Raw genomic sequence first — 16,093 nt, forward strand, 5'->3', positions numbered from 1 at the left:
ATTCTTGCGGCCAGGCGAGATCATTCCCGGCGACGAGCCGGTACCGCTGAATCCGGGGCGTGCCCGGGTCCGGCTGCGCGTGCGCAACCTCGGCGACCGGCCGGTGCAGGTCGGTTCGCACTACCACTTCGCCGCGGTCAACCCCGGTCTGGAGTTTGACCGCGAAGCCGCCCGCGGGCACCGGCTCGACGTGCCCGCCGGGACCTCGGTGCGCTTCGAACCGGGCATTGACCGGGAAGTCGAGCTGGTCCCGCTCAGCGGGCACCGGCGGGTGCCGGGCCTGCGCGCCGAATACGCCGGGGAGTTCTGATGCCGGAGATCGACCGCGCTCGCTACGCCGAACTGTTCGGCCCGACCGCGGGGGACCGGATCCGGCTCGCGGACACCGATCTGCTGATCGAGGTGACCGAGGACCGCTCGATCGGTCCCGGCGGCAGCGGCGACGAGGTGCTGTTCGGCGGCGGGAAGGTGATCCGCGAGTCGATGGGCCAGGGCATGGCGACCCGCGCCGAGGGAGCGCCGGACCTGGTGATCACCGGCGCGGTGATTCTCGACCATTGGGGTGTGGTGAAGGCGGACGTCGGTGTCCGCGACGGACGCGTCGTCGGCATCGGCAAGGCGGGTAATCCAGACACTATGGACGGTGTCGATCCGGCGCTGGTGATCGGGCCGTCCACGGAAGTGCTGGCGGGCAACGGGAAAATCCTCACCGCCGGCGGCATCGACTGTCACGTCCATTTCGTGTGCCCGCAGCTGGTGGACACCGCGCTCGCGGCCGGACTGACCACCTTGGTCGGTGGCGGCACCGGGCCGAATGAGGGCACCAAGGCGACCACGGTGACTCCCGGCTCCTGGAACCTCGGCCGGATGTTGTCCGCAATGGACGGACAGCCGGTGAACGTGTTGCTGCTGGGCAAGGGAAACACTGTCCGGCATGAAGCTCTGCGGGAACAGTTGGCGGCCGGAGCGGGCGGGTTCAAGCTGCACGAGGACTGGGGTTCGACGCCAGCGGCGATCGATGCCTGTCTCACTGTCGCCGATGAATCCGGCGTTCAGGTCGCGATCCACACGGACACGCTCAACGAGGCCGGGTTTCTGGAGTCCACTGTGGAGGCGATCGGCGGCCGGTCGATCAATGCCTACCACACCGAGGGCGCGGGCGGCGGGCACGCGCCGGACATCATCGAGGTGTCCGGAATGGCGAACTTCCTTCCGTCATCGACGAATCCGACCCGGCCGCACACCGTCAACACCCTCGACGAGCACCTCGACATGCTGATGGTGTGCCACCACCTGAACCCGTCGGTGCCCGAGGATCTCGCGTTCGCGGAAAGCCGGATCCGGCCGAGCACGATCGCCGCCGAGGACGTGCTGCACGATCTGGGCGCGATCTCGATGATGAGTTCCGATTCGCAGGCGATGGGGCGGATCGGCGAGGTGATCATCCGGACCTGGCAGACCGCGCACGTCATGAAAGGCCGCCGCGGCGCGCTTCCCGGCGATGGCGCCGCGGACAACCTGCGGGCCCGTCGTTACGTCGCGAAGTACACGATCAACCCGGCGATCGCGCACGGAATGGACGCGGAGATCGGTTCGGTGGAGATCGGCAAGCTCGCCGATCTGGTGCTGTGGGAACCGAAATTCTTCGGCGTGCGTCCGCATGTGGTGTTGAAGGGCGGCTTCCCGGCGTGGGCGGCGATGGGAGACGCGAACGCTTCGATTCCCACGCCGCAACCGGTGCTCGCGCAGCCGATGTTCGGCGCCGCGCCTGCTGTGGCGGCGGCGTCCAGCCTGCATTTCGTGGCTCCGGAAGCGCTGGATTCCGGTTTGGCCGAACAATTCCGCATCGCCCGGCCGTTGGTTCCGGTCGCGAACACTCGCCGTCGGACGAAAGCGGACATGGTGCTGAACGACGCGACTCCGGAGGTGCGAGTGGATCCGGACAGCTTCGCGGTGCGTGTGGACGGAGAACTGATCGAACCGCATCCGGTGGCCGAACTGCCCATGGCACAACGGTATTTCCTGTTCTGATGGACCCAGTCGCCCTCATTATCGCCGACTCGCGGTTCCCGGGTGGCGGGCACGTGCATTCCGGCGGCCTCGAAGAGGCAGCCGCGCGCGGAATCGTCCGGTCCGAACGAGACTTGCCGGGGTTCCTCTTTGGACGGTTGCGTACCGCGGGACTGCTCGCCGCCGTATTCGCTGCTGCCTCAGCGCACGCCGCGGCTCGAGCAGTCGAGAGTGTCCATTGGCTACGGCTCGATCAGGAACTCGACGCCCGCACGCCCTCGCTCGCGCAACGGGAAGCGTCGCGAGCACAAGGCCGCGGCACCGCGCGAGCCGGACGTGCGGCGTGGCCGTCGCCAGTGCTGTCCCAACTGCTCGCTGAGACCCCGCGCCCGCACCATCCGATCATCAGCGGCGCGCTCGTCGGCATCAGCGGCGGCAGTCCGTTCGACGCGGCCATGGCGATCGCTTACCTCGCCGTGAGCGGTCCCGCGAGCGCGGCGGTTCGCCTGCTCGGGCTGGACCCGTTCGCCGTGAACGCGGTGGTCGCGCGGCTCGCCGGGCCGTTGCGCGAGGTCAGCGGCCAGGCTGCCGAAACCGCCGGTGCCGATCCGGCCGAGTTGCCCGCGCCAGCGTCGCCGGCGCTGGATCTGTTCGCCGAGGAACACGCTCGGCATCATCAGGAAGAGGTGCGTCTCTTTGCCAGCTGAACACGGTCACGGGCACTTCCACGCGGTCAACTTCGACCCGACCGCCGCCGAACCGGACCATTACGACGCGGCGCCGACCGCCGGACGCGCGTACCGGATCGGCATCGGCGGCCCGGTCGGCAGCGGCAAAACCGCGCTCACCGCCGCGCTGTGCCGCGCGCTCGGCGGGGAACTGAACCTGGCCGTGGTCACCAACGACATCTACACGACCGAGGACGCCGATTTCCTGCGCCGGGCAGGCGTGCTGGACCCGGAGCGGATCGAGGCGGTGCAGACCGGAGCCTGTCCGCACACCGCGATCCGCGACGACATCACCGCGAATCTCGACGCGGTCGAACGGCTGGAGGAGAAGTTCCCCGGCCTGGAGCTGGTCATCGTGGAAAGCGGCGGCGACAACCTCACCGCGGTGTTCAGCCGGGGACTGGCCGACAGCCAGATCTTCGTGGTCGACGTCGCGGGCGGGGACAAGGTGCCGCGCAAGGGCGGCCCCGGCGTGACGACGGCCGACCTGCTGGTGATCAACAAAACCGACCTCGCCCCGCTGGTCGGGGCCGACCTGACCGTGATGACCTCGGACGCCCACCACATGCGCGGCGACCTGCCGGTGTTCACCCAGTCCCTAGTGGACACTCCGGACGCTCCCGCCGTGGCGGACTGGGTGCGTTCGCTGGTGCCGGTCCGGCAGGGGTGAAAGCACACGCGCGCCTGGTTGCCGCCCTCGACGACGGACGGACGGTGCTGCGAGAACTGAAGTCGATGGCGCCGCTGACGCTCGTCCCGCGCCGCCAGCGCGGCTCCGGCGCGATGGTGCACCTGGTCAACTCGGCCACCGCTCCGCTCGGCGGCGATGAACTGCGGCTCGAGATCCACGTCGGGCCGGGTGCGGAACTGAAGTTGTCCGGCGTCGCGGCGACCCTCGCCTTGCCCGGTCTGCGCGAGGTGCCCAGTTTGTCCACTGTGGAGGTCGTCGTCGAGGACGGTGGTTCCTTCGAGTACTTGCCGGAGCCGACCGTCGTCACCGTCCGCGCCGACCACGTCGCCGTGCTGCGCGCCGACCTGGCTGCCGACGCTCGGTTCCACACCCGGGAAGTCCTCGTCCTCGGCCGGGAAGGCGAGCGTCCGGGCCGGTTGTCCTCCACAGTGCACGTGACCTGCGGCGGAGTCCCGGCGCTCCGGCAGACACAGACGGTGGGCGATGTCGCGCTGGACGCCAGCCTCGCTGTCCTCGCCGGGCATCGAGTGCTGGTGACCGAGTTGGAGTTCGGCGGTCCGCAGCGGCGAGCGGAGTCCGGACCGTGGTGGTCGCGGACCCCGCTCGCCGCGGGCGGCACGCTGACGACCGCGGTCGGCCCGGACGTGGTGACCGCGTCGAGACTCGGGTCAGCCCGCGGAGCGGAAAGTCGGCTCGGGCAGTGAGACCGGGCCGGCGGTGCGGCACATGTCGTGGCAGCTGCTGTCGAGCGTGCAGCACAGCGAGCAGATCGCGCCGCCCTGGTTCGCGCAGTCGGCGATGTCCGGCAGTTCGTAGGCGTCGCCGCAGACCGAGCAGTTGTGCGTGGCGGTGCGGTCCTGGTCGACCTCGGGACCGGAAACGAGGTTGGGCCGCACCAGGTAGTACCGGCCGCGGGTGGCCACCGCGAGCACCGGCACCAGCACAACGGCGATCACCAGCGCCAGCAGTGGGCTGAAGGCCGCCGGATACTCGCCGAACGCGCCGAAGTACGCCGCGATCGACACCGCGGAAGCGATCAGCATGGCGCCGAAGCCGACCGGGTTGATCTTGTGCAGGTAAGCGCGTTTGAATTCGATGTAGCGCGGGGAAAGGTCGAGCGGTTTCGCGATCACGAGGTCCGCGCACACCGCGCCGATCCAGGCGATCGCGACGTTCGAATAAAAGCCGAGGATCTTGTTCAGGAAACCGAACGCGCCGAACTCCATCAGCGCGAGCGCGATCCCGCAGTTGACCAGCACGTACCAGGCGCGGCCCGGGTGCCGGTGCAGTACCCGGGAGAAGAAGTTCGCGAAGGACAGCGAGCCGGAGTACGCGTTCGTCGTATTGATCTTGATCTGCGAAACCACCACGAACAACGCGGCGAAGGTGAGCGCGGCCGGTCCGAGCGCGGGCCGCACCGCCTCGAGATAGGGCGCGATCGGCTCCAGCGCCGCGGTCTTGCCGACCGCCCCGAGCGCGAGGAACGCCAGCAGGGCGCCGCCGATCTGCTTGGCCGCGCCGAGCACCACCCAGCCTGGCCCGGCGGCGAGCACCGCGGCCCACCAGGAGCGCTTGTTCTCCGCCGTCTTCGCCGGCATGAAGCGCAGGTAGTCGGCCTGCTCGCCGATCTGCCCGATCAGCGACAGCGCGATGCCCATCCCGAACCCGAAGCCGACCGCGGAGAATCCGGAACCCGCGCCCTCGATGCCGCCGAACGTCGCGAACTCGGCGAATCGTCCGGGTTCCCGCACGAGCACGACGACGAACGGCAGTACCAGTCCGGCGATCCAGATCGGCTGCGTCCAGGTCTGCATCTTCGCGACCGCGCCCATCCCGTAGAGCGCGAACGGCAGCACGATCAGCGTCGCCAGCAAGTAGCCGACCGGCAGCGGAATGCCGAGCGCCAGCTGGAACGCCTGACCCATGATCGAGCCTTCGAGGGAGAAGAAGATCACGGTGAAGCTGGCATAGACGAGCGAGGTGAGGGTGGACCCGAAGTAGCCGAATCCGGCGCCGCGGGTGAGCAGGTCCATGTCCACGCCGTAGGTCGCGCAGGCGCGCGCGATCGGTACTCCGGTCACGAAGATCACCACAGCGGCGGCCAGGATGGCGAGGACTCCTGAGGTGAAGCCGTAGGACAGCACGATGCTGGCGCCGATGGCGAAGTCGGCGAGGTAGGCGATCCCGCCGAGCGCGGTCGTCGCGACGACCAAGGGCGACCAGCGCCGGAACGATTGCGCGGCGAAGCGCAGTGAGTAATCCTCGCGGTTTTCGTCGGCGGCGAGTGCGGCGTAGGTGCGTTGCGGCTTTCGCGTGCCGTCGCGTTCGGACAGAGTTTCGGTCATCTGACCTGCCTCCGTAACTGGGGACGGGTGCCGGAGCAGGTCGAAAGGTAGGTGCGGCCTGTATCGATCAGGGACCAGCTCGTGAACGACGCGTTACAACTCGGCGTCCTGCGGTTACGGCCCGATGGCGGGCCGGGCGTGGCAGGAGTCACCGTTCGGTGGGTTTCGCCCGGACCGGCGACCCAATACCGTCGCTGAATAGCCGTGATTCGACACCCTCACCAGGGGTAACGGAGGTTGGGCCGGATGACACCGGAGATCGACGAGGCGGTCGTGCGGCTGCCTGGCATGCGGGTGGCCTACGACAGCGCGCCGTTTGACGAGTCCGCGCTCGCGGCCACGTGGCATGACCAGCTGGAGAGCTGGCTGAGCCAGGCGGTGTCCGAAGCACTCGCCGAACCCAACGCGATGGTGCTCGCGACCGCCGACGCCGAAGGCAGGCCTTCTTCGCGCACGGTGCTGTGCAAGGGCTTCGACGAACGCGGAGTGGTTTTCTACACGAACTACACGTCGGCGAAGAGCCACGACCTCACGGCGACGCGCTACGCGTCGGCCACCTTCCCCTGGTACCCGCTGCACCGCCAGGTGACGGTACGCGGCGAGGTCGAGAAGGTCAGCGCGGACGAGACGGCCGCCTACTGGGCCCAGCGCCCGCGCGGGTCGCAGCTGGGAGCGTGGGCGTCGCCGCAGTCGCGCGTAGTCGAGGGGCGGCGGGCGCTCGACAACGCCCTGCGCAATATCGAACGCCGGTTCGGCGATGTCGAGCAGATCCCGGCTCCGCCGCATTGGGGCGGGTGGCGGATTCGGCCGGACTTTGTCGAGTTCTGGCAGGGGCGCGAGGATCGGATGCACGATCGGCTTCGTTTTCACCGGACTCACGACGGGTGGCACGTGGAGCGGCTGGCTCCCTGATCGTTGCTGCTTCGGACGCCGTCCCTTGGCTTTGGCCAGGGGGCGGCGTTTCGTAGTGTGAGGCTGGCTAACGCGGCGTGTGGCGGGTCGGCGGGAGCGGAGAGAGCCACGCGGCCCGAGCCGCGGTCCGGCGAATGCGGCGTTTGTTGCGTGGGACGCACCCAATGCGGCATTGGGGCGCTTGGACCCGCCGCCCAGCCCGCCTTCAGCCAGGTCCCGGCAGTCGGCAACCTCGCGCTCGCCTGCCTGCGGGGAAAATCACCTGCACCAGCTTCGTTAGCGCAACTAAGCTGATAGCTCGTGACTTCAGAACCGGGGATACGCCCGCCCCGTACCGGGGCCCGCAAGCTCCTCGGCCGGATTGTCGTCGACACTCGTCCGCTCAAGATTCCGGCGTTCCGGCGGCTGTGGATGTCCACCGCGGTGACCGCGGTCGGGTCCCAGCTCACCGCGGTCGCGGTGCCGAAGCAGGTTTTCGACATCACCGGATCGTCCGGGTACGTCGGGCTGACCGGCGCGGTCGCGCTCGTTCCGCTGCTCGTGTTCGGGCTGTGGGGCGGGGCGATCGCGGACGCGGTCGACCGGCGCAAGCTGCTGCTCGTCACCAACGTCGGCGTCGCGATCACCTCCGCGCTGCTGTGGCTTCAGGCGTTCACCGGGATGCACTCGGTGTGGGTGGTGCTCGCGCTGCTCGCCGCGAACCAGGCGTTCTTCGCGATCAATATGCCGACCCGCGGCGCGGTCGTCGCGCGGCTGGTGCCTGCTCCATTGCTGCCGTCGGCGAACGCGCTCAACACCACGATGTCCACCTTCGGCGCGGTGTTCGGGCCGCTGTTCGGCGGGGCGCTGATCCCGGTGATCGGACTGTCCACTTTGTACTTGGTGGATGTCTGTGCGCTGGCGATCACGCTGATCGCGGTGTGGCGGCTGCCCTCGATCCCGCCGCTCGGCGAGGGGACGCGCAAGGCCGGGATCGGCTCGGTCGTCGACGGATTCCGTTACCTGGCGCACCAAAAGGTGCTGCTGGCGTCGTTCGTCGTGGACATCATCGCGATGGTCGCGGGCATGCCGAGGGCGTTGATCCCGGAGATGGCCGAGCGGACGTTCGGCGATCCGCCCGGCGGCGGTCCGGCGCTCGGCATGCTCTACGCCGCGCTGCCCGCGGGCGCGATGCTGATCGGGTTGTTCTCCGGCTGGCTGCACCGGGTGCAGCGGCAAGGCGCGGCGGTCGTCATCGCGATCTGCTGCTGGGGCGCGGCGATGGCGGCGTTCGGGCTCGCGCATTCGCTGTGGCTGGCCGTGCTCTTCATGGCGCTCGGCGGCGCGGCGGACATGGTCAGCTCGGTCTACCGGCAGGCGATCCTGCAGACCGCCACCACCGACGAGATGCGCGGACGGCTCCAGGGCGTCTTCACCGTGGTCGTCGCGGGCGGGCCGCGGATCGCCGACCTCACGCACGGCTGGTCCGCGGCGGCGTGGGGGACCAAGGTCGCGGCGACCGGCGGCGGGTTGCTGGTGATCGTGCTGACGGTGGCCTCGCTGGCGGTTTTGCCCGGGTTCTGGCGGTATCGGGCTCCGGTGGAAGAGGGCCACTGACACTCGCGTTACTCCGTTCGGAATAGCATGCCCGATATGCGTGCATATCCGATCGCTCTGCTGATCTCCGCCGCCGCTGTTCTCACTGCCTGCTCTTCTGGCGAGCAGAAAGCCGCCGCGCCTGCCCCGCCGCCCGCGAGCAAGGCGCCTGCCTCCTCGTCCGCGCCCGCGGCCAAGGCCGCCGACACCTGCTCCTTGCTGCCGTCCGACGACGTCAGCAAGGCGATCAAGATCCCCGGCATCACGTCGAAGGCCGGCCCCGCCCACGACAATCCGAGCAACGGCGGCAAGGCCACGAGCTGCGAATACGTCGTCGAAGGCAAGACCGCGGGCGCGCTCGCGGTGACCCGATACGAGGGCCGCAAGGCCAAGCCCGCCGACATGATCGCCGCGATCAAGAAGGCCAAGCCGGGCGCGGTCGACGTGCCGGGCTTCCCAGACGGCGCCGTTTTCTACACCGACGAGCAGAAGACCGCCACGCTCGCCGCGGCGAAGGTGTCCAACGGGGTTCCGGTGCTGGTCAACTACACCGGACCGGTCAAGATGACCAAGGAAATGATGACCCCGCTGGTGCACACGGCGGTGGCCAAGGCCTGACCGGCCGACTTTGCGTACCCGTCCGGACAAGGCACACTAATCGCCCATGACGGACGTGAGCGAGGGTACAGCCAAGGTCGCCGAACCGGCTTTGCTGCGGGTCATGGGCCCGAAGCTGCTGCTGTTCTTCGTGGTCGGCGACATCATCGGCACCGGCGTGTACGCGCTGACCGGACAGGTGGCCGGACGCGTCGGCGGCGCGTTGTGGCTGCCGTTCCTGCTGGCGTTCGTGGTCGCCTTCATGACCGCGTTCAGCTATCTCGAACTGGTCGGCAAGTATCCGCGCGCGGCGGGCGCGGCGCTGTACACGAACAAGGCGTTCGGGGTGCCGTTCCTGACCTTCATGGTCGCGTTCGCGGTGATGTGCTCCGGCATCACGTCCGCTTCGTCGGCCGCGGTGGCGTTCGGCGCGACCTATCTCGCGGCGTTCGTGAAGCTGCCGACGGTGCTGGTCGGCATCGCGTTCGTGGTCCTGCTGGCGCTGATCAACTTCCGCGGCGTCGGCGAATCGGTGAAGGCCAACGTCGTCCTCACCTGCATCGAACTGTCCGGACTGTTGATCATCATCGGCGTCGGCGTGTGGGCGGTGCTGAACGGGGACGGCGAACCGTCGCGGCTGGTCGAGATCGACACCGCGGACAAGACGTGGCTGGTCGCCATCTCCTCGGCGACGTCGCTGGCGTTCTTCGCGATGGTGGGCTTCGAGGACTCGGTGAACATGGCCGAGGAATGCCACGACCCGGTGCGGATTTTCCCGCGCGCGATGCTGTGGGGCATGGTCATCGCCGCGACCATCTACGTGCTCGTCTCGGTGACGTCCTCGCTGTTGGTTCCGGCCGTCGAACTGGCCGGCGCGAAGAGCGACGCGCTGCTGAAGGTGCTCGACGTCGGCGCGCCGGGCTTCCCGCGCGAGATCTTCTCCGCCATCGGCCTGTTCGCGGTGATCAATTCCGCCTTGATCAACATGCTGATGGCCAGCCGCCTGCTGTACGGCCTTGCGAATGAACGCGTCCTGCCGCCGGTGTTCGGCCGGGTGCACCCGACGCGCCGGACGCCGTGGGTGTCGATCATCTTCACCAGTGTCATCGCCATCGGCCTGGTGTCCTTTGTGGACATCAGTGCGCTCGGCGGCACGACCGCGTTGCTGCTGCTCGTGGTGTTCGCCATCGTCAACATCGCGCTGTTGGTGCTGCGCAAGGACAAGGTGGCGCACAAACACTTCCGTGCGCCGACCGTGGTGCCGGTGCTGGCCGCGGTGTTCTGCCTGTACCTGGTCAGTCCGCTCTCCGGCCGTCCGGCACAGGATTACCAGGTGGCCGGCATCCTGCTCGCCGTCGGCCTCGTGCTGTGGGTGGTGAACCTCCTGGTGAAGCGGGCGCTCAGTGGTGCGTCATCGCGGCCTGGAGCCACCAGGCGCTGAACCCGGCGATCTTCGCGTCGACCACCAGCGGACGGTCGAGCCCGGCGGCGACCCGCGTCGCTACCTCGTCGAGGTCTTCCTTGGCCCGGACGGTGACCGCGTCGCAGCCGTAGCCGCGCGCGACGGCGGCGATGTCGGTGTCCGGGAAGGTCACCGTGTCGGCCGGATGTCCGCCGGGCTCGAAGAAGTACACCTCGGCGCCGTAGGCGTGGTCGTTGTAGACGACGATCAGCATCGGGAGCTTCAGGCGGACGACGGTTTCCAGTTCGGCGATGCTCATCAGGAACCCGCCGTCGCCGCACGCCGCGACCGGGAAGCGGTCCGGCTGGGCGAGTGCCGCGCCGATCGCGGTGGCCAGTCCGAGGCCGATCGACTGGAACGCCTGGGTGAAGCAGAAACCGTTCTCGTCCGGGACGTCCAGGTACATCGTGGGGTAGCCCATGAAGTTCCCGGAATCGACGCCGACGACCCGGTTCGCCGGAATGAGGTCGTCCAGTGCGGCGGACAGCGTGCGCGGGTCGATCGCCTCGGCGGTCCCGGCGTCGTCGTGTTCGTTGTCGCGCCAGCGGGCTTCCCGGGCGATCCGGTCCTTGAGATCGTCACTGCGGTATCCGTTGTGGACTTCGACCAGGTCGGCGACCGCCCGTGCGGTGCCGCCGGCATCGCCGACGATGCCAAGGTCGATCGGCCGGTTCCGGCCCAGCGCGGCGGATTCCAGATCGACCTGCACCAGCTTCGTTTCCGGCGAGAGCAGCCGTCCGTGCGCGGTAGTCCAGTCGTTGAGCGCGGATCCCCAGCCGACCACGACGTCCGCACCCTGGATCAGCTCGGCGGTCAGCGGAGCCGAGAACCCGCCGGACACCCCGATCGCCCACGGTTCGCCAGTGAACAGTCCTTTCGCGACCGCACCCTCGGCAAGCAGTGCCCCGCAGCGCTCTGCCAATGCGACCAGTTCGGCCCGGGCTTTCCGAGATCCGCGTCCACAAAGGAATACTGGACGCTCGGCTCGTTGCAGGATCGAAGCGAGCGCCTTCACGTCTGCCTCGGCAGCACGTGGCTGCGGCAGGGGTTCAATGGCGGTCAGCCCCTCGAGAAGGCCTTCATCGAACGGCTCGGCCTGGACTTCCAACGGGAGTCGCAAAAGGACGGTCCGCCGATCCCGTCGAGCTTGCGTGAACGCCCGCCGCACGTCGGACAGCGCGGTTTTCGCCGACCGCACCAGAATGCTGCTCGCCCCCACTGCCCGGGCCAGCGCGTCCTGGTCGATGTGAAAGTTCGACAGCGGATCCGTCGCCTCGCCGGTCACGACGACCAGCGGCGTCCGGCTCTTCGCCGCCTCGCCGATCCCAGTGGTCGCGTTGCCCAGCCCGCAGCCCTGGTGCACCGACACCGCCGCGACCTCGCCGCTGCACCGCGCGTAGGCGTCGGCCATCGTGGTCGCGCCGCCCTCGTGCCGGGCCGCGACGAACTCGGCCCCGCCCTGGATCAGGCCGTTGGTCAAGTGGAAGTTCCCGCTCCCCACCACGCCGAACGCCTTGCGGACGCCGAAGCGCGCCAACGCGATCCCGACGGCTTGGGCAACGTTCACGACTGAACTCCCGGCGTCACCGCGAGCACCCGCGCCGGACTGCCGGTCCCGCCGACGATCGGCAGCGGGCAGATCACGACGAGCGCACCGGTCGGCGGCAGCGAACCGAGATTCTGCAAGGAGGTAATGCCGTACTTGTCCGCGCCGAGCAAATGGTGGTGCGCGGGCATCGGCGGGTCGAGCGCGAAGCCGTTCCCGGCGTCGATGCCGACAGTTTCCACACCGTAGCCGGCGATCGGCGTTTCCTCGGCGAGCCATTTCGCAGCGGCGGCCGAGATGCCGGGCGTGTGGCTGGCCCCGTCGGAGAAATTGAGGAACGCGTCGCGGTCTTGCGCGTATCGGTCCCACCCGGAGTGCACGAGCAGCCAGCCGCCGGCGCGCAATGGTCCGTGCTCGGCTTCCCAGGCCCGGATGTCGTCGATCTCCAGCAGGAAGTCCGGATTGTCGGCGACGCGCGCGGAGATGTCGAGGACGTGCGCGGGACCGATCAGCCTGTCGACCGGCAGTTCCGAAACGTCCGCGCCGTCGCGGTTGGAGATCCAATGCCGCGGTGCGTCGAGGTGGGTGCCGATGTGCTCGCCGGTGTGGATGTTGTTGTGCCGCCACAGCGGTCCGGAATCGTCGAACTCGCTGACCGATTCGAGGCTGAAGTCGATCAGGTTCGCGAACGGCTCGGGCAGCTGAAGCGTCGGGGTTGCGGCGCTGAGCTTGTTGGTGAGGTCGACGACCTGAAGCCGGCCCTGCGCCAGCTGGGCCAGGAGCTGGTCGACCCCGGTTTCGGCGGGAGTGCTCATCGGTGCGTCCTCTCGGTCGCGAAGCGCGCTATTGCGGATCCCTGACGGTCGTTGACAGCGCGGAAGGCCATATCTACAGTACCGGTTTCAGCAGCACTGACGGAATAGCCGTCAGAGATCAGCCAGGGTGAACGCGCGGAGGTTTGACCCGGACTCCGAAGCCGGACGGAGCATCGACGCACAGTGCTCGCGCCGTTACGGTGGCGAACGGACCGGTCGCCCGCCAGTCAAGGAACGGAGTGTCGTGACCGACCAGCCCAGCCCAGTCGCTTTCCGGGCGCATTTCCCCGCCTTCGCCGACTCGGTGCACCTCGCGAGCTGCAGCCAGGGCGCGCTCTCGGACGCGCTGACCGCGGAGCTTTTCGAGTTCCAGCACACGATCCGCGAACACGGGGCGCCGTGGGACAAGTGGATGGCGAAGGTCGCCGAGGCACGGGCCTTGTTCGCCCAGTTGATCGGCGCGGACACCGACGACATCGCCGTCGTGCCGTCCGCGTCCGAAGGGGCATATCAAGTCGCGTCGACGCAGACATGGTCGGAGCGGCCGGGAATCGTCACGACCGACCTGGAATTCCCGTCGCTGGGCCATGTTTGGTTGGCGCAGCAGGGGCGCGGCGCGGACGTTCAATTCGTCGCGCACCATGACGGCCTGGTCGATACCGAGGACTACGCCGAGCTCATCACCGAGCAGACGCAACTGGTGTCGGTTCCATTGGTCAGCTACGCGAACGGTTTGCGCTTCCCGGTGCGCGAAGTCGCCGCGCTGGCCCGGGAAAACGGTGCGCGGAGTTTTGTCGACGCGTACCAGGGCCTCGGTGTCGAACCGGTCGACGTCGCCGAGCTTGGCTGCGACTACCTCGTCAGCGGCAGCCTGAAATACCTGCTCGGCATCTCCGGGATCGCGTTCCTGTATGTGCGGCCTGGCTTGCGCGACGCGGTTTCCCCGCCGCTGACCGGCTGGTTCGGCCGCACGAACCCGTTTGAATTCGATCCGCGGCACCTCGACTATCCCGAGCACGCCCGCCGCTTCGAGAGCGGGACGCCGTCGATCCCGTCCGCGTACGGTGCGGTCGCCGGGCTGAAGCTGGTGCGTCAGGTGGACGCGCACCGGGTGCGTGCCCACATCGGCGGGCTGACCGGGCAATTGCAGCAGCGGTTGCTCGACGCTGGGGAACAGCTCCGGTCCCCGCTGGACGACGCGCGGCGCGGTCCGCTCGTCGCCTTGGCCGACCGGGATCCCGACGCGCTGGCGGCGTTCCTCGCCGGGCGGCGGATCGTGTGCAGTGCCCGCGGCGACGTGCTGCGGATGTCCTTGCACTACTACAACGTCGAGTCCGATCTCGACGCCGTCCTCGCGGCGATCGCCGAGTACCGGGCGAGCCAGTAGGGAGCAGACATGGCCGAGTCCCCGTCCCCGAACCGGTTGCAGCGGAGGCTGCGCAGCAGGCAGTTGACGATGATCGGAATCGGCGGGGCCATCGGCACCGGCCTGTTCCTCGGATCGAGCCTGGCGATCTCGCACGCGGGACCGGCCGTGGTGCTCGCATACGTCCTTTGTGGACTGGTGGCGCTGGCGATTTCCTGGGCGCTGGCGGAAATGGTGGTGGTGCACCCGGCCGCCGGCGCGTTCGGCAGCATCGCGCACAAGTATCTCGGTGCGGGCAGCGGATTCGTGGTGCGCTGGGCGTACTGGGCCATGCAAGTGATCGCGATCGGCGGCGAGACGATCGCGGCCGGCGTGTACGTCCAGTTCTGGTGGCCGCGGATTCCGCTGTGGGTGCCGGTCGCGGTGTTCTCGCTGCTGGTGATCATCGTCAACGGCGCGGCGGTGCACATTTTCGGCGAGTTCGAGTACTGGTTCGCGATGATCAAGGTGTGCGCGATCCTGGTGTTCGTCGCACTCGGCCTGATTCTCGTCTTCTTCGGCCTGCCGAAGGCGCCTGCGCCTGGTCTCGCCAATCTCAGCGCGGGCGGCGGATTCCTGCCGAACGGCGTGTCCGGTCTGCTGCTGGCCATGGTGTTCGTGCTGTTCAGCTATATCGGCACCGAGGTGGTCTCGGTGACCGCGGCCGAATCCGAGAATCCCACCCGCGACATCCCGCGCGCGGCTCGGGCAATGGTGGTGCGATTGGCGATCTTCTACGTCGCGGCAATGCTCGTAGTGGTGCTGGTGGTGCCGTGGATGGTGACCGGCGAAGGCGGATCCATTACGGCCAGCCCGTTCGTCCGCGTCTTCCAAGCGGCCGGAGTTCCGGCGGCGGCGACGATCATGAACTTCGTCGTCCTCACCGCCGCGTTGTCGAGCGCGAACACCAACCTCTACCTCACCACGCGCATGTTGCATTCCCTTGCCGAGCATCGATTCGCCCCGTCCTGGGCCGGACGGCTGACGCGATCTGGAGTGCCGCGCAACGCGCTCGTGCTGTCCACCGCGGGCCTGGTGATCGCGACCGTCCTGTCCAAGAATTCCGATTCCAACGCGTATCTCGTGCTGTTCGGCATTTCGATCTTCGCCGCGCTCGTCGTGTGGATGATCATTCTGGTGACACACCTGGCGTTCCGGATCCGCCGTCGCCGCGCCGGGCTGCCGCCATCGCCAGTGCGGCTCTGGGGCGCGCCGGTGGTGAACGTCGTGGTGATCGCTTTCCTTGCCACCGTACTGATTTCGACGTTCTGGATCGAAGGTCTCGACCCGGCGTGGAAGTTCGGGATTCCGTTCTTCGTCCTGCTCGTGGTGGCCTATCTGGTGCTGCGGATGACCGGACGGACGAGGCGGGCCGCGGAAGCGGAATTGGAAGATTCGACGCTGGTGCGCGAGAAAGCCTGATCACGGGGTGAGGTGGGCGGCGAGTTCGGTTGCCGCCTCCCGCACCTGTGCGGCGAAATCCGTGCCCTCGGGCTGTTCGGTCCAGCGCTCGAACGCGGTTTGAAAGATCGCGATGCCGACCTGGGCAAGCATTTTCGCGCTCGATTCGGTCGCACCGCGTTCCCGCAATGCCTCGACGACTGCGGCAGTGACAGCCGCCAGTTTCGTGCGCTCTCGTTCTTGCAACTCCGGGCTGGACGCGATGATCGCGCGTCGTTGCGCGGCATGCGAAACCAGGCCGGCGAACAAATCGCCAGCGTCGACCAGCGCGGCCAGCAGCGCTGGGAACGGCGGAAGCGCGGAATCGGCGCGTCGGACAGCGTCGGCCATGGCGTCCGGGAGCCGCTCGGACCCGGCGAACAACACGTCGCGCTTGTCCGCGAAGTAACGCGAGAACGTGCGGCGGGTCAGCCCGGCACGCTCGGTGATCTGCGTGACCGTGGCGTTCTCGTAGCCGTGCTCGGCGAACAGCTCCAGCGCGGCCGCGCGGAGCCGCTCCTTGGCTTCGGGATCCCAGCGCGGCATGCAGTGATCTTAGCAGTGATG

Annotated in this window: 15 protein-coding genes; 11 read left to right on the forward strand and 4 right to left on the reverse strand. The window is 68.4% G+C overall.

Annotation, left to right across the window (positions count from 1 at the left end; translation table 11 throughout):
* The first annotated feature begins 4 nt into the window (after positions 1-4).
* Genes H4281_RS04085 through H4281_RS04105 form a run of 5 tightly spaced genes read left to right on the forward strand, consistent with a single transcriptional unit; the run spans position 5 to position 4,133 of the window.
* Positions 5-310 carry an urease subunit beta gene (locus H4281_RS04085; protein ID WP_182889538.1) on the forward strand — a complete coding sequence of 102 codons (306 nt, stop codon included), beginning with the start codon at positions 5-7 and terminating at the stop codon, positions 308-310.
* Positions 310-2,031, forward strand: coding sequence for an urease subunit alpha (locus H4281_RS04090; protein ID WP_182889539.1), 1,722 nt, complete (start codon positions 310-312; stop codon positions 2,029-2,031). Before H4281_RS04085 ends, H4281_RS04090 begins: the two co-directional genes overlap by 1 nt.
* A complete protein-coding gene (locus H4281_RS04095) occupies positions 2,031-2,717 on the forward strand; it encodes an urease accessory protein UreF (RefSeq protein ID WP_182889540.1) in 687 nt (228 codons plus the stop codon). The genes H4281_RS04090 and H4281_RS04095 overlap by 1 nt, the downstream gene beginning before the upstream one ends.
* Positions 2,707-3,408, forward strand: a complete 702-nt coding sequence (gene ureG, locus H4281_RS04100) for an urease accessory protein UreG (protein WP_182889541.1) — start codon at positions 2,707-2,709, stop codon at positions 3,406-3,408. The genes H4281_RS04095 and ureG overlap by 11 nt, the downstream gene beginning before the upstream one ends.
* On the forward strand, positions 3,405-4,133 hold the full coding sequence (locus tag H4281_RS04105; RefSeq protein ID WP_182889542.1) for an urease accessory protein UreD: 729 nt from the start codon (positions 3,405-3,407) through the stop codon (positions 4,131-4,133). Before ureG ends, H4281_RS04105 begins: the two co-directional genes overlap by 4 nt.
* Here the strand turns inward: H4281_RS04105 and H4281_RS04110 are convergent.
* The gene (locus H4281_RS04110; RefSeq protein ID WP_182889543.1) at positions 4,098-5,774 is read right to left on the reverse strand and encodes a purine-cytosine permease family protein; all 1,677 of its coding nucleotides are present in this window, start codon (positions 5,772-5,774) and stop codon (positions 4,098-4,100) included. The two genes, H4281_RS04105 and H4281_RS04110, sit on opposite strands and share 36 nt — an antisense overlap.
* Before the next feature lie 246 nt (positions 5,775-6,020).
* On the opposite strand from H4281_RS04110, the gene pdxH reads away from it, so the two are divergent.
* From pdxH to H4281_RS04130, 4 genes are all read left to right on the forward strand, one after another.
* Positions 6,021-6,686 carry a pyridoxamine 5'-phosphate oxidase gene (gene pdxH / locus H4281_RS04115; protein WP_037819929.1) on the forward strand — a complete coding sequence of 222 codons (666 nt, stop codon included), beginning with the start codon at positions 6,021-6,023 and terminating at the stop codon, positions 6,684-6,686.
* A gap of 300 nt (positions 6,687-6,986) precedes the next feature.
* Positions 6,987-8,282, forward strand: coding sequence for an MFS transporter (locus H4281_RS04120; RefSeq protein ID WP_182889544.1), 1,296 nt, complete (start codon positions 6,987-6,989; stop codon positions 8,280-8,282).
* Between the two features lie 36 nt (positions 8,283-8,318).
* On the forward strand, positions 8,319-8,879 hold the full coding sequence (locus H4281_RS04125) for a DUF3558 family protein (protein WP_220506740.1): 561 nt from the start codon (positions 8,319-8,321) through the stop codon (positions 8,877-8,879).
* 46 nt (positions 8,880-8,925) lie between these two features.
* Entirely contained in the window at positions 8,926-10,299 is a 1,374-nt protein-coding gene (locus H4281_RS04130) for an APC family permease (protein WP_182889546.1), read from the forward strand.
* Here H4281_RS04130 and H4281_RS04135 read toward each other — a convergent pair.
* Together H4281_RS04135 and H4281_RS04140 are read right to left on the reverse strand one after the other, a co-directional pair.
* Entirely contained in the window at positions 10,259-11,887 is a 1,629-nt protein-coding gene (locus H4281_RS04135; protein ID WP_182889547.1) for a thiamine pyrophosphate-binding protein, read from the reverse strand. The two genes, H4281_RS04130 and H4281_RS04135, sit on opposite strands and share 41 nt — an antisense overlap.
* Positions 11,884-12,681, reverse strand: coding sequence for a cyclase family protein (locus H4281_RS04140; protein ID WP_182889548.1), 798 nt, complete (start codon positions 12,679-12,681; stop codon positions 11,884-11,886). The genes H4281_RS04135 and H4281_RS04140 overlap by 4 nt, the downstream gene beginning before the upstream one ends.
* A 244-nt stretch (positions 12,682-12,925) precedes the next feature.
* On the opposite strand from H4281_RS04140, the gene H4281_RS04145 reads away from it, so the two are divergent.
* Entirely contained in the window at positions 12,926-14,068 is a 1,143-nt protein-coding gene (locus H4281_RS04145; RefSeq protein ID WP_182889549.1) for an aminotransferase class V-fold PLP-dependent enzyme, read from the forward strand.
* A gap of 9 nt (positions 14,069-14,077) precedes the next feature.
* Positions 14,078-15,508, forward strand: coding sequence for an amino acid permease (locus H4281_RS04150; RefSeq protein WP_182889550.1), 1,431 nt, complete (start codon positions 14,078-14,080; stop codon positions 15,506-15,508).
* Here H4281_RS04150 and H4281_RS04155 read toward each other — a convergent pair whose 3' ends face one another.
* On the reverse strand, positions 15,509-16,072 hold the full coding sequence (locus H4281_RS04155; protein ID WP_182889551.1) for a TetR family transcriptional regulator: 564 nt from the start codon (positions 16,070-16,072) through the stop codon (positions 15,509-15,511). It lies immediately after the preceding gene.
* Between the last annotated feature and the right edge of the window lie 21 nt (positions 16,073-16,093).

The organism is Amycolatopsis dendrobii (genome assembly GCF_014145675.1).
Taxonomy (GTDB): domain Bacteria; phylum Actinomycetota; class Actinomycetes; order Mycobacteriales; family Pseudonocardiaceae; genus Amycolatopsis; species Amycolatopsis dendrobii.

Bases quoted from the DNA above. Each gene is read 5' to 3' on its own strand.
- H4281_RS04090 (WP_182889539.1), top strand. From the start codon at position 310: ATGCCGGAGATCGACCGCGCTCGCTACGCCGAACTGTTCGGCCCGACC.
- H4281_RS04095 (WP_182889540.1), top strand. From the start codon at position 2,031: ATGGACCCAGTCGCCCTCATTATCGCCGACTCGCGGTTCCCGGGTGGC.
- H4281_RS04110 (WP_182889543.1), bottom strand. From the start codon at position 5,774: ATGACCGAAACTCTGTCCGAACGCGACGGCACGCGAAAGCCGCAACGC.
- pdxH (WP_037819929.1), top strand. From the start codon at position 6,021: ATGACACCGGAGATCGACGAGGCGGTCGTGCGGCTGCCTGGCATGCGG.
- H4281_RS04125 (WP_220506740.1), top strand. From the start codon at position 8,319: ATGCGTGCATATCCGATCGCTCTGCTGATCTCCGCCGCCGCTGTTCTC.
- H4281_RS04130 (WP_182889546.1), top strand. From the start codon at position 8,926: ATGACGGACGTGAGCGAGGGTACAGCCAAGGTCGCCGAACCGGCTTTG.
- H4281_RS04140 (WP_182889548.1), bottom strand. From the start codon at position 12,681: ATGAGCACTCCCGCCGAAACCGGGGTCGACCAGCTCCTGGCCCAGCTG.
- H4281_RS04150 (WP_182889550.1), top strand. From the start codon at position 14,078: ATGGCCGAGTCCCCGTCCCCGAACCGGTTGCAGCGGAGGCTGCGCAGC.
- H4281_RS04155 (WP_182889551.1), bottom strand. From the start codon at position 16,072: ATGCCGCGCTGGGATCCCGAAGCCAAGGAGCGGCTCCGCGCGGCCGCG.